The organism is Bradyrhizobium sp. YR681, assembly GCF_000282615.1.
Lineage (GTDB): Bacteria > Pseudomonadota > Alphaproteobacteria > Rhizobiales > Xanthobacteraceae > Bradyrhizobium.
On sequence record NZ_AKIY01000175.1, the window covers coordinates 1 to 12364 of the forward strand.

Annotated in this window: 11 protein-coding genes and 1 other RNA gene; 3 read left to right on the top strand and 9 right to left on the bottom strand. The window is 65.5% G+C overall.

The genetic code is table 11. From position 1 onward, the window contains the following. Positions 1-105: 105 nt before the first annotated feature. Positions 106-1338 carry an RNA polymerase sigma factor gene (locus PMI42_RS12990; RefSeq protein WP_008134737.1) on the bottom strand — a complete coding sequence of 411 codons (1233 nt, stop codon included), beginning with the start codon at positions 1336-1338 and terminating at the stop codon, positions 106-108. A gap of 22 nt (positions 1339-1360) precedes the next feature. Next, positions 1361-1714 (bottom strand): YciI family protein, encoded by a 354-nt coding sequence (locus PMI42_RS12995; protein WP_008134739.1) that lies wholly within the window; start codon positions 1712-1714, stop codon positions 1361-1363. A gap of 149 nt (positions 1715-1863) precedes the next feature. Here PMI42_RS12995 and rnpB point away from each other — a divergent pair. Then, positions 1864-2280, top strand: an RNA gene (rnpB, locus tag PMI42_RS37460) — RNase P RNA component class A. A gap of 185 nt (positions 2281-2465) precedes the next feature. On the opposite strand, the gene PMI42_RS13000 is transcribed toward rnpB, so the two are convergent. Both PMI42_RS13000 and PMI42_RS13005 read right to left on the bottom strand, forming a co-directional pair. Then, entirely contained in the window at positions 2466-3179 is a 714-nt protein-coding gene (locus PMI42_RS13000; RefSeq protein ID WP_008134741.1) for an alpha/beta fold hydrolase, read from the bottom strand. A 72-nt stretch (positions 3180-3251) separates the two neighbouring features. Beyond that, complete coding sequence (locus tag PMI42_RS13005) at positions 3252-3686, bottom strand: DUF983 domain-containing protein (protein ID WP_008134743.1); 435 nt, start codon at positions 3684-3686, stop codon at positions 3252-3254. Between the two features lie 79 nt (positions 3687-3765). On the opposite strand from PMI42_RS13005, the gene PMI42_RS13010 reads away from it, so the two are divergent. After that, entirely contained in the window at positions 3766-5136 is a 1371-nt protein-coding gene (locus PMI42_RS13010; protein WP_008134745.1) for an aminotransferase-like domain-containing protein, read from the top strand. A gap of 63 nt (positions 5137-5199) precedes the next feature. Here PMI42_RS13010 and PMI42_RS13015 read toward each other — a convergent pair whose 3' ends face one another. After that, entirely contained in the window at positions 5200-5460 is a 261-nt protein-coding gene (locus tag PMI42_RS13015) for a hypothetical protein (protein ID WP_008134746.1), read from the bottom strand. A 228-nt stretch (positions 5461-5688) separates the two neighbouring features. Between PMI42_RS13015 and PMI42_RS13020 the strand changes: the two genes are divergently transcribed. Then, a complete protein-coding gene (locus PMI42_RS13020; protein WP_008134747.1) occupies positions 5689-6432 on the top strand; it encodes a sulfite exporter TauE/SafE family protein in 744 nt (247 codons plus the stop codon). Here PMI42_RS13020 and PMI42_RS13025 read toward each other — a convergent pair. The 4 genes from PMI42_RS13025 to PMI42_RS13040 form a co-directional block, all read right to left on the bottom strand. Beyond that, entirely contained in the window at positions 6429-7709 is a 1281-nt protein-coding gene (locus PMI42_RS13025) for an O-antigen ligase family protein (RefSeq protein WP_008134751.1), read from the bottom strand. The two genes, PMI42_RS13020 and PMI42_RS13025, sit on opposite strands and share 4 nt — an antisense overlap. A 94-nt stretch (positions 7710-7803) precedes the next feature. Beyond that, on the bottom strand, positions 7804-9210 hold the full coding sequence (locus PMI42_RS13030; RefSeq protein ID WP_008134752.1) for an MATE family efflux transporter: 1407 nt from the start codon (positions 9208-9210) through the stop codon (positions 7804-7806). A 58-nt stretch (positions 9211-9268) separates the two neighbouring features. After that, positions 9269-11068: an ABC transporter ATP-binding protein gene (locus PMI42_RS13035; protein WP_008134753.1), complete on the bottom strand. Its 1800-nt coding sequence runs from the start codon at positions 11066-11068 to the stop codon at positions 9269-9271. A 512-nt stretch (positions 11069-11580) separates the two neighbouring features. Next, positions 11581-12364: MFS transporter (locus PMI42_RS13040; protein ID WP_008134754.1), on the bottom strand; the 784-nt coding region annotated here is incomplete at its 5' end.

Consider the following 12364-nt stretch of genomic DNA (forward strand, 5'->3'; position numbering starts at 1 on the left):
CCACGCCGTCATTGCGAGCGCAGCGAAGCAATCCAGACTGTCTCCGCGGACGCAGTCTGGATTGCTTCGTCGCTTCGCTCCTCGCAATGACGGAGTATGTGGCAGCTACTCCATCTCCCTCACCCGCCGCGCATAGAGCCGCCGCAGCGGCTCCAGCTGCGTTGCCTCCGTCGCCACGCGATACGCCTCGCGCGCCTCCTCCTTCCGCCCCAACCGCCGCAGCAGATCCGCGCGTACCGCGGGCAACAGCTCGTAGCCGTCGAGTCCGCCGCGCGCGGCAGTCGCGTCGACAAGATCGAGTGCACGCGCGGGTCCATCGACCATTGACACCGCAGCCGCATGGTTCAGCTCGATCACCGGCGACGGATTGATACGCAACAGCACCTCGTAGAGCCCGGCGATCTGCGGCCAGTCGGTTGCCTCAAAGCCTGGCGCACGTGCGTGCAGCGCTGCGATCGCGGCCTGCACCGCATAGGCTTGCGGCCGTCCGGGCATGCGCAGCGCGTCGTCCACCAGCCGCAGGCCCTCCTCGATCTGCGCGCGATCCCAGAGCGTGCGGTCCTGCTCTTCCAGCAGCACGACATCGCCGGCTGCCGTCTCGCGCCCGGCGCGGCGCGCATCGTGCAGCAGCATCAGGGACAGCAGACCCTTGATGCCGCTGCGATCGGGCATCAGCCGGTCGAGCAGGCGCCCCAGCCTGATCGCCTCGACCGCAAGATCCGGCCGCATCAAATCCGCGCCCGAAGTTGCGACATAGCCTTCGGTGAAGACGAGATAGATCACGGCGAGCACGCCCTCGAGCCGCGGCGCCAGCGCATCGCGCTCGGGCACTTCATAGGGGATGCCGGCGAGCCTGATCTTCTGCTTGGCGCGGACGAGCCGCTGCGCCATCGCCTCCTCGCCGACGAGGAAGGCGCGTGCGACCTGCGCGGTCGAGAGCCCGCAGACGGTGCGCAGCGTCAGTGCGACCTGGACCTCGGGCGCGAAGGCGGGGTGGCAGCAGGTGAAGATCAGCCGCAGCATGTCGTCGTCGAGCATCGCCGGCGGCTCGTCGGGCGCCTGCGCGTTGAGTTCGAGTTCATGCACCAGCGCCTGCTGCTTGCCGCGAAAGACGGCTTGGCGGCGAATGCGGTCGATTGCCTTGTGCTTGGCAACATTGACGAGCCAGGCACGCGGATTGTCCGGCGGCTCGCATGAAGGCCAGCGCTCCAGCGCGACGGCAAAGGCGTCCTGCAGCGCGTCCTCGGCGAGATCGAAATCGCCGACGAGGCGGATCAGCGTGGCCAGCGCCCGCCCCGCCTCGTCCCGGAAGATCCTGTCGATCTCGGAAGGGGTCATGCGTCGAAACGCGGCTGCGCCATCACTTGTCGTATACCCAGATCGGACGCACCTCGATCGAGCCGATGCGCGCGCTGGGAATCCGCGCGGCGATCTCGATCGCCGCATCGAGGTCCTTCGCCTCGATCAGGTAATAGCCGCCGAGTTGCTCCCGCGTCTCGGCAAACGGGCCGTCGGTGGTCAGCGTCTTTCCGTCGCGCACGCGGACGGTGGTGGCAGTGGTCGTCGGACGAAGCCGGTCGCCGGCCTTGAAATTGCCGTTCCGGATGATGGATTGCGTAAAGGCCTCATACTCCGCCGACATCTTCTGGGTGGTTCCGGTGTCAACCTTCGCGTACTCGGCTTCGTTCTGGTAGATCATCAGCAAATACTGCATCGCTTCACTCCTGTTGCACGGCTGGATCGCCGACATCCAGTCGAACGGAACGCGCTCCAAACGACATCTTCAGGATAAATTATTTCGGGCGAAGCCGGCACGGCGATATCAGCTTGACGAAACCGTCATAAATGCCCATGCCTGCCCCGTCAGTCGGCCGGACGGCCGCTCCGGCAAGTGCCGAAAGGCCGCCGGGGAGGAAAGTCCGGGCTCCCTTGACATACGGTGCCGGATAACGTCCGGCGGGGGCAACCCCAGGGAAAGTGCCACAGAGAACGAACCGCTTCCTCCTCGGAGGAAGTAAGGGTGAAAAGGTGCGGTAAGAGCGCACCGCGGGTCCGGCAACGGAGCCGGCATGGTAAACCCCACCGGGAGCAAAACCGAATAGGGACGGCGTAGCGGGCTGTTCGCGCAAGCGATAACGCCGCGGGGCGATGTCAGGCCCGCCGTCCGGGTAGGTTGCTCGAGGCCATGTGCAAACATGGTCCCAGAGGAATGGCCGTCACGTATCGTTCGCGCAAGCGGACGGTGCCTTACAGAACCCGGCTTACAGGCCGGCTGATATCTTGCGACGGGGGGCTCGGTGTTAACGCATCGGGCCCCTCACCAATTTGGGGCGCGAGCGCAACCATTCAAATGGTGTCATTCCGGGGCTCGCGAAGCGAGAGCCCGGAATCCATCATGCGGCAGAGACGGAGGAGAAATGGATTCCGGGCTCGTGCTGCGCACGCCCCGGAATGACAGCGGGGAATTAAGCGACGATCTCCCGCAACACCGCCATCAACGCCTCCGGCGCGGTCACATTCGGCGCATGGCTCGCATCAAGCTCGACATAGCGCCAGCCATCTTCGCTCTTCGTGCGCTGCGCGAACTGCCCGAACACGTCGCCCGGCGGAATGCGCTTGCAATAGATGTAGCTGCGCGGCATCGCCGGCTCGCCATGTTGAAGCTTCAATCTCGTCTCGAAGCATTTGATCGGCATGTTGATGCGGCGCGCATTGAGCCAGTCGAGATCTGCCTGCGGCGTATCGGGCGGCGGCGGATTTGGCGGGATGCGGTAGCCATCAGCCCCGGCGGCTGCCTTTCGCATCGGCTCGCGACCGGCTTCGTTGAGATCGAACAGCGACTGGCCGTCGCGCGGCACGAAGGCGTCGAGATAGATCAACTGCGTCACGCGCTCGCGCGCGCGATCGGCAACACCGGTCGCGACCATGCCGCCATAGCTGTGGCCGAGCAGCACGATGTCGCTGAGGTCCTCGAACTTGATGACGTTGAGGACGTCCCGGATATGCGTGTCGAGATCGACGGCGGGGCTGGCGAGATGCGCGCGCTCGCCAAGTCCGGTGTAGGTCGGCGCGACCAGGCGGTGACCGGCCTGCGCCATCAGCGGATGCATCTTCTTCCAGGCCCATCCGCCTGACCATGCGCCATGACAGAGCAGGAACGTTTTTGCGCGTGCGGCCATCGGCGTTTCCATCGTTCTTGTTTGTACGATGGAGTGTAGCGGCCGGGCGCGCGATGTAAACGCCGCGGCTACTCAGGCCGTACGCGTGTCCGCCTTCACCAGCACCGGCGCGAGAGCACCGGCCTCGCGCCGCAGCTTGCCCGCCTCGAAGCCGTGCATGCCGATCTGCCATTGCAGGCCGACGATAGCGCCCTTGGTCGGTTGCAGCAGCGCGAGCGACGCGAACAGCGTCACCGGCAGCCACACCGCCAGTTGCAGCCACACCGCCGGCGCATAGGCGGTCTCGACCGCGAGGATCGCCGGCACCACGAGGTGGCCGACCACGACCATGACGAGATAGGCCGGGAAATCATCGGCGCGCTGGTGAAACAGCTCCTCGCCGCAATGATGGCAAGCGTCCGCGACTTTCAGGAAACGGCCGAACATATGTCCTTCGCCGCAGTTCGGACACTTGCCCGAAAAGCCGCGCCACATCGCCTTTGACAGGGAGACTGAACCGGTTGCCATGACAGCACCTCTTCCTTTTCACTGATCCATACAATATTATCTTGCATCCATACATTCAAAGGAAATGGGGCTAAATTGCATGGATTGGACCCCTACAATCTCGGAGCTGTCTGGGCCGCGCTACCAGCGCATCGTCGAGGCCATGGAGGCCGACATCGCCGCCGGCCGGCTGGTGCGCGGCCAGCAATTGCCAACCCAGCGCGCGCTGGCAAAAGCGCTCGGCATCGACCTCACCACGGTGACGCGCGCCTACACCGAGGCGAGGCGCCGCGGCATCATGGAAGCCCGCGTCGGACAGGGCTCGTTCGTGTCGGAGACCAGCGCGCGCCGCGCGGTCGACCTGCCGCATCCGGTCGCGATCGACCTCTCGATGAACGTGCCGCCGCATCCGCTGGAGGCGCAGCTCGACGAGCGCATCATTGCCGGGATGGAAACCCTCCGCGCGCAATCGGGGCTGACCGCATTCCTGAATTACCAGCCGCCCGGAGGCAGCACGCATGAGCGCGAGGTCGCGGCGCGCTGGCTGCGCGCCCGCGTACCGCACGCACATGCCGACAGGCTGGTGATCTTTCCCGGCGCGCAGACCATCCTGTTCAACCTGCTCGCCCACCTCGCGCGGCCCGGCGATGTCGTCTTGACCGAGGCCCTCACCTTCCCCGGCATCAAGGCCGCCGCTAAGCGGCTCGGCATCAAGCTCGTCGGCGTCGCCATGGATGACGGCGGCATCCTGCCCGATGCGCTGGCGAAGGCCTGCCGCGCGCACAGGCCGAAGGCCGTGTATCTCATCCCGACGCTGCACAATCCGACCACCGCGACGCTCTCGCCGGCGCGCCGTGACGCCATCGCAAAGATCATCGGCGATGCCGATACGATTCTGATCGAGGATGACGCCTACGGGCTGCTCGACCGCGCGGCATCGCCGATCGCCAACCTCATTCCGGAGCGCACATATCTGGCCACCACGCTGTCAAAATGCATCGCGCCTGCGCTGCGCGTAGCTTATCTGGTGACGCCAGACATCGGCGCGCAGCAGGAGATGCGCGGCTCTCTACAGGCCACCGTGCAGATGCCGGCCCCCCTGATGGTCGCGCTGGTAACGCATTGGATCGAGACCGGCATCGCCGATCGCATCATCACCGCGATTCGCAACGAGGCGGTCGGCCGCCAACAATTGGCACAACGCACGCTGAAAGGTTTTCAGTTCCTGGCCAAGCCCGCCGCCCATCATCTCTGGCTGCGGCTGCCCGAGGGCCGCCCCGACGTCGCGGCACATCTGTTGCGGAATGGTCTTGCAATCGTCGCCGGCGATGCCTTCACCGTGGACGGCACCCCGCCACACGCGGCCCGCGTCTCGCTGGGCGCAGCGCGCAACAGGGTGGAGTTGACGGAAGCGCTGCGCATCCTGGTCGGCGCGCTGCACAGGCCCGCCGACACCAGGCAGATCGTCTAGAGCATGATCGGCAAAAGTGTGCAGCGATTTTCCGACTAGATCATGCTCAAACAATAAGCCTTCTTACTGATGGTGACGGCGGTGGCGCGGGCGAACCACCGGCGCAACGGCTGACGGATAAGCCGCATAGGCCTCGCTCGGCGCCGCCGTCTCGCCACGGGCCGCGCGTCCTGCAGGCGTGAGCTGGCCGCCATTGAGCACATCACGGTCGGGATGGGCGGCCTGATAGGCCGCGGGCTCGGAAAACTGCGCCTGCGCCAATGTCGGCATCATGGCGGCGGCCGACAATAGCGCGGCTGCAACGGCAATATTCATGCGGGTCATGATCATGCTCCATCATCTCATCAGGGAGGGCGCGGCGATTTCCGGCAGGCCCGAAATTGAAGTACTGGCGTCATGTAGGCGCGTCTTCCGCGAACGCCCGCCCCCTGGGATCACGCTTGCGTGCGGTTTTGAAATTGACCGTCCCGGCCGCATCTGTGCTATGCGCCAGAAGCGGATGCCGGTCGCGATCAACCGCGCGGCATCACCGTTAACGACAGGAAATGATTGGTGGAAACGCTCACCTACGCGCTGCTGCTGTTTGGTGCATTGGCCGGCGGCTTCGTCTCGGGGCTGGCCGGGTTCGGCACCGCGCTGATGGCGCTCGGGATCTGGCTCTATGTGCTGCCACCCTCGCTCGCGGTGCCGCTGGTGCTGATCTGCTCGGTGATCGCGCAGACCTCGACGCTGCCGTCGATGTGGAAGAGTTTTGATCTCTCGCTGGTCTGGCCGTTCCTGATCGGAGGGCTGATCGGCGTGCCGCTGGGGACCATGATGGTGGCCTCGGCCGATCCAAAAGTGTTCAAGCTGAGCGTCGGCGTGCTGCTGCTGATTTTTTCGTCCGCTCTCTATCTCAACAAGAAGCCGCTCGCCGTCACGTTCGGCGGCCGGATCGCCGACGGTGCGATCGGTTTTGCCGGCGGCATTTTGGGCGGACTTGCGGGCCTCTCCGGACCGCTGCCGATCCTGTGGGCCAATATACGCGGCTGGAACAAGCACGAGCGGCGCGGCATCTTCCAGCTCTTCAATTTCACGGTGCTCGCCACCGCGCTGGTGTTGCAGACGGCGTCGGGCCTCGTCGCGTTCAAGGTGGTCTGGCTGGCAGCTGTCGCCTTTCCCGGCACGCTGATCGGTGCATGGGCCGGCGCGCGCGTCTATCACGCGCTGAGCGACAAGCATTTTGGCGATGTCGTGCTCGGCCTGTTGTTCCTGTCCGGCGCCACCCTCGTCTGGAACAGCATCGGCACGTTCTAGCCTTGCGTTTTCTTCGCGGCGAGCGCCATGCCGCCGGCGACGCCGACACCGAGCACGTAGATCCAACCCGAGGTGAAGTCGAACAAATGCGTGTTGAGTTGCGAGGACAGCATATTCTGCACCACGACCAGCAGTCCGATCCAGCAGGCCAGCCCCTCGCCGCGAAACATCAAGAGGTGCGAAAACCACAGCGCATAGAGCACCAGGATCCCGACGACGCCCCACTGCACGGCAACAGCGAGGGTCTGGTTGTGCGGGTTGCTGACGACCTCGCCGCGCAAGGGATCGACGTCGGCATCACCGGCCACGCGTGCGAACAGGCCGCGGATCGACCCGGTGCCGTGGCCGATCAGCGGCGCCTCAGCGATGAAACCCAGCGATTTCCGCCAATACACCAGACGTGAGCCCATGCCGCTGATCGAGGTGCTGTTACTCTCCAGGCTTCTTTCATAGTCGGTCTGGAACTTTGCGACGGTCGCACGCAGATGCGGCGAGACGGACCAGAACGACACTGCGAGCAGCACGATCGCGCCGGCGGCGATGAGCGCGCCACGCCAATGCAAATGCAGCAGCGCAAACACCAAGACCAGGACCGGAAGCGTGACCAGCGCCGTGCGCGAGACCACGACGAACATCATATTGGCGAGAAAGCCGACCGCCAGGAGCGCGAGCAGCGCCGCGATCCGGATGCGGCCCTGGCGCACCAGCGCCACGACCGGATAGACCAGCGCGAGCGCACAGAGGGCGAACTCCTGGCTCTGGTCGATGTAGTTGCGCACAGCAATCCCGCTCTCGACCTGGTAAGGCCCGCGCGAGAAATAGAGTTTCAGCGAGAGCCTCGGGTCGATCGCAACAGTGAAGGAGTACAGCATGAGCAGCGCGCAGGAGACCAGGAACGCCGCGAACACCCATTTGCCGTAGGGCCAGCGCTCGAACTGGTAGATCAGCAGCGGAATCACCAGCAGTTTTGCCGGCGGCCCGAGCGCATGCAGCCTTTCAGGCCAGGGCGCATCCGACCACAGCGTGCCGACCAGCGCGAGGGCGACCAGCGCGATCGGCAGCAGGCAGATCGGACGCAGCAGCGATCGCGGGAATTCACGGAGGTCGACGAACGCGAAGGCGATCAGCCACGGCACCAGCGCAAAGGTCAGCCCGGTCGTCGACCATGGCAGCAGCAGCGCGATCAGCGCGACGAAACGGGCCGGCGTGCGGTAGCGCGCCGCCCAGATCGCGGAGAGCCAGGACGCTCGGCCCTGCTCGTTCGACACCTCGGTCATTCATATCCCCGGCAGATTCGCAGGCCAGCCCACGGCGCGGCAAACTAGCCGGAGCCGTGGGTGGGGGACAAGCGCGTGTCCCTTCAATCCGTCGCTACGCGGGCTCGCTGACGGGAGGCGCGACCGGCGCGGGGGCTGCCGCCTCCGCAACCTTCTCCTGCGGCGGCAGCGCAAGGCGCTTGTCGAACTCGCGGCGCAACAACCAGACGCTCAGGGCGGCTTGCAACGTTGTCGTCGCGATCGACAAATACCAGACGTGCTCCATCCGGAAGCCGGGCCACGTCGAGAGCCAGATCGACGGCAGGGAATAGGTCAGGACCCGCGTTGCCGAGGTCCACAACACCGGCTTGGTGTTGCCGAGCCCCTGGAACATGCTGGAGCAGGTGAAGATCAGCCCCTGCGCCACCATGTTGAACGAGACGATCCGCAGAAAGAGCGACGCGACCGTCATCGTCTCCTGATCCCTGGAGAAGCCGGCAAGCAAAACACCGGGCGCGAGCTGCGCGAGGATCATGAAGACAATCATCACGGCGGTCGCGACAAGCGCCGCCTTGACGAAGGTCTCCCGCACGCGCGCGCCGTTGCCGGCGCCGAAGTTCTGGCCGGCGATCGGGCCCGCGGCAAGAGCGATGGCGAGCGCCGGCATCTGGATCAGGCCGAGGAGACGCGTGCCGATGCCAAACCCGGCCTGCGCCGCCGAGCCGAAGACGCTCAGCACGTAATAGCCCACGGCCATGATGATGAAGACCATCGCGAACTCGCCGCCCGCGGGCAGGCCGACATTGAGGATCCGCTTCCACTGCCGAAGCTGCGGCCGCCATTGCGCAGGATGAAAGGCGACGTAACGCTCCAGCCTGAGGAAATATCCGAGCAGCATCAGCGCGCCGATGAAGACGGCGATCGAGCTGGCAAGGCCCGCTCCGGCGACACCGAGCGCGTGCCCGGTGCCCCAGCCCAGGATCAGGACCGGCGCCAGCGCGATGTTGATGATTACGGCCAGCGCCTGAACCAGCATGCTCGGCCGCACGATGCCGGTCGCCCGCAACGCGGACGCCATCACCTGCGTCGCGAATTGCAGCGCCAATGCCGGCATGAACCAGAGCAGATAGACCGTGCCGGCTTCGACCGTGGCCTCATCGGCCGCAACCGCGCGCATGTAGGGACGCGACAAGGCGAAGCCCGCGACCAGGGTCAGCACCCCGAACAGCACCGACAGGACCACCGACTGGTTGAAAACGAGGTTGGCGTCGCCGCGGTCCTTGCGTCCCACGGCGTGCGCCATCAGCGCCACCGTGCCGACGCCGAGCACCTGCATCAGCGCGTTGACGAGAAAGCCGGCATTGCCGGCCGCGGCGACGCCCGCGATCGCCGCCTCGCCCAGGCTCGAGACGAAGTACAGGTCGACGAGCTGGCAGATCATGATCGTGATCATGCCGACCACGATCGGTGGCGCCATGCTCAGGATGTGGCCCACGATGGAGCCGCGTGTCAGGTCCTTCATCTCATTCCATCCTTGGGCGGCGTGACAGCGGGAGGTTCGCCCCGCTGCCGCACGCCTGTCACTCCGCTGCTGCGACGTGTCCGAGCTCCACCACCTGGCGCTCGAACAGGCCGCGATAGATGCCCCCCGGCTTGCCCGCGAGCAGCGCATGCGTGCCCTGCTCGACGATCTCGCCGCGGTCGAACACCAGGATCCGGTCGAGGCTCTTTACCGTCGACAGCCGGTGCGCGATCACGATCGAGGTGCGGCCCTTCATCAGCCGCTCCATCGCCTGCTGGATCAGCGCCTCCGATTCCGAATCGAGGCTCGACGTCGCCTCGTCCAGGATCAGCACCGGCGCGTCCGCCAGGAAGGCGCGCGCCAGCGCCACGCGCTGCCGCTCGCCGCCCGACAGCTTCACGCCGCGCTCGCCGACCAGGGTGCCGAAGCCCTTCGGCAGGCGGAGGATGAAGTCGTGCGCATTCGCCAGCCGCGCCGCCTGTTCGATGGCCTCTAGGCTGGCACCAGGCCGGCCATAGGCGATGTTCTCCGCGAGCGTGCGGTGGAACAGGATCGGCTCCTGCTGCACGATCGCAATCTGGCTGCGCAGCGATTGCTGCGTCGCCAGCGCGATGTCCTGGCCGTCGATCAGCACGCGACCACCGGAGACGTCGTAGAGCCGCTGCACCAGCTTGACGAAGGTCGTCTTGCCGGAGCCGGAACGGCCGACCAGACCGACACGTTCGCCGGCGCGGATCGTCAGCGACAGTCCGTCATACAGCGGCGCGCGATGGCCGCCATAGTGGAACGTGACGTCGTCGAACACGATCTTGCCGCCTTCGATCGCGATCGGCCGCGCGTCGACCGCATCGGCGATGCCGATCGGCTCGTCATGGATCGCCACCAGTTCCTCCATGTCGTTGACCGAGCGCTGGAGGTTGTTGATGTGCATGCCGACGTCACGCAGGTAAGCGTGAATCACGTAGTAGCTCGTCAGCACATAGGTGACGTCGCCGGGCGAAGCGTGCCCCGACATCCACAACAGCACCGAGCCGCCGATCACCGACGCGCGCAGGCACAGCAGCAGCGAGAGCTGCGCCATGGCGGTGTAGTTGTAGCGGAACCAGGTGCGACGCACCCGCGTGCGCCAGCGGTTGATGACGCGGGCGAGCCGCGCATCTTCCCGCGCTTCGGCGCCGAAGGATTTCACCACGGCGTTGCAGGTCAGCGCGTCCGCCAGCGTGCCGCCGACCTTGGTGTCCCAGGCATTGGAGATGCGCGCGGCCGGCGCGATGTAGCGGGTCGAGAACAGCACCGTCATCGTGACATAGACCAGCGCGCCGAGCGCGATCACCCCGCCGAGCGAAGCCCAGTGCACGCCGAGCAGGATCATCGAGCCGATCAGCACCACCAGCGAGGGCAGCAGCGCCAGCAGGAGGGTGTCGTTGAGCAGGTCGAGCGCCCACATGCCGCGCGTGACCTTGCGCACGGTGGAGCCGGCAAAGGAGTTGGCGTGCCAGTCGGTCGAGAAGCGCTGCACGCGCGTGAACGCGTCCTGCGCGACCTCCGCCATGATCTTCAGCGTGAACGGCACGATCGCCTGGAGCCCCGCGAGCCGCAGCACCATCGACGCCGCACCCAGCGCCACGATGGCGCCGAATGCCACCAGCGCGGCGTGGCGCGCGTCGGGATCGGACGGCCCGCGCGTCAGGGCATCGATCAGATGTCCCGAAAACACCGGCATGAACAGGTCGGCGGCGGTTGCACCCAGCAGGCCAAAGACGATGGCGAGCGTCCGCCCCGGCTGCTTCAGCCAGTGCCGGAACACGAAGGGCAGCACCACACGTATCGCCGCGGGCTTTTTTGACAGAGCGGTCATGACATCATCCGGCCGCTTTTCGCGCGTGCCGGCTCCATCGATGGACGCAAGCCGGCCGCGAGGGCCGAGACGGCGTCACTTGAGACTGATTTTGACTTGGGAAGCGGAGCGATCGGGACTTGGAGCCCAATCGAAGCGGGCGGAAAGGACCTCTAGGAGGTCGAGCACACACCGAGCCAGAACATCATCGAGCACGGGCGCGCGATCTGCGAAAGCGAAATAGTCATGCAAATCTCTCCCCGGTTCGAATGAATGAGGTGCGCTTTATAGATGTACCGTTTCCGGTTTGCAACGGGGGTCCTGCGAGATCACGGACGAGTGTTGCAATTTGGTGCGTGCGCCGCCTCACACCCCACTGTCATTCCCCGCGAAGGCGGGTCCAGTACGCCGCGGCTTCTCGATCAATAACAAGCGCCTCTGGAATACTGGATCGCCCGCTTTCGCGGGCGATGACACCGAGTGTGTGGTGGGGTCGCCCGGTCAAGCCGGGCGACGACACCGATCGTGTCGCCTCAGTGCGCGTCGCCGCCGCCGGTCATGGAGGCCGGCTTGTTCAAGAGCGTGACCAGCAGGCTAAGAGCGAGATAGAACACGGTCAGCAGGAAGAAGGCGTCGCCAAAGCTCATCACCACGGCCTGGCGATGCACGATCTGGCTGAGCTGCTTCATCGCCATCAGCGTGGAATCGCCGAGCCCCTGGAACTTCTGCATCAGCATGGTCAGGGTTTCGGTAGCGGTCGCATTGCCCCAGGTCACGCGCTCCTGCAGGCGCGTGATGTGGAGGTCCGTACGGTCGTTGAGCACGGTGTTGATGACCGCGAGGCCAACCGCGCCGCCGAGATTGCGCATCAGGTTGAACAGCCCCGAGGCGTTCTTCACCCGGTCAGGCGCCAGCGTGCCGAGCGCGATGTTGTTGGTCGGCACCATCGCGAACATCATGCCGACGCCGCGCAGGATCTGCGGCACGAGCAGCTCGTAGAAGTCGTAATCGCGGGTGATCCAGGTCATCTGGTAGGAGCCGATCGCGAACACGATCAGGCCGAACGCGATCATGTAGCGCATGTCGAGCTTGACCATGAGCCGGCCGACCAGCGGTGCGACCAGGAACATGGTGATGCCCGAGACGAACATGGTCTCGCCGATCATCAGCGCGCTGTAGCCGCGCACCTCGGCAAGATAGCGCGGATAGATGTAGGTCAGGCCGTAGAGGCCGATGCCGATGCAGAACTGCAAGAGGCAGCCGATCGCAAAGTTGCGATTGGAGAAGGTGCGCAGATTGACGATCGGCTCGGCCGCC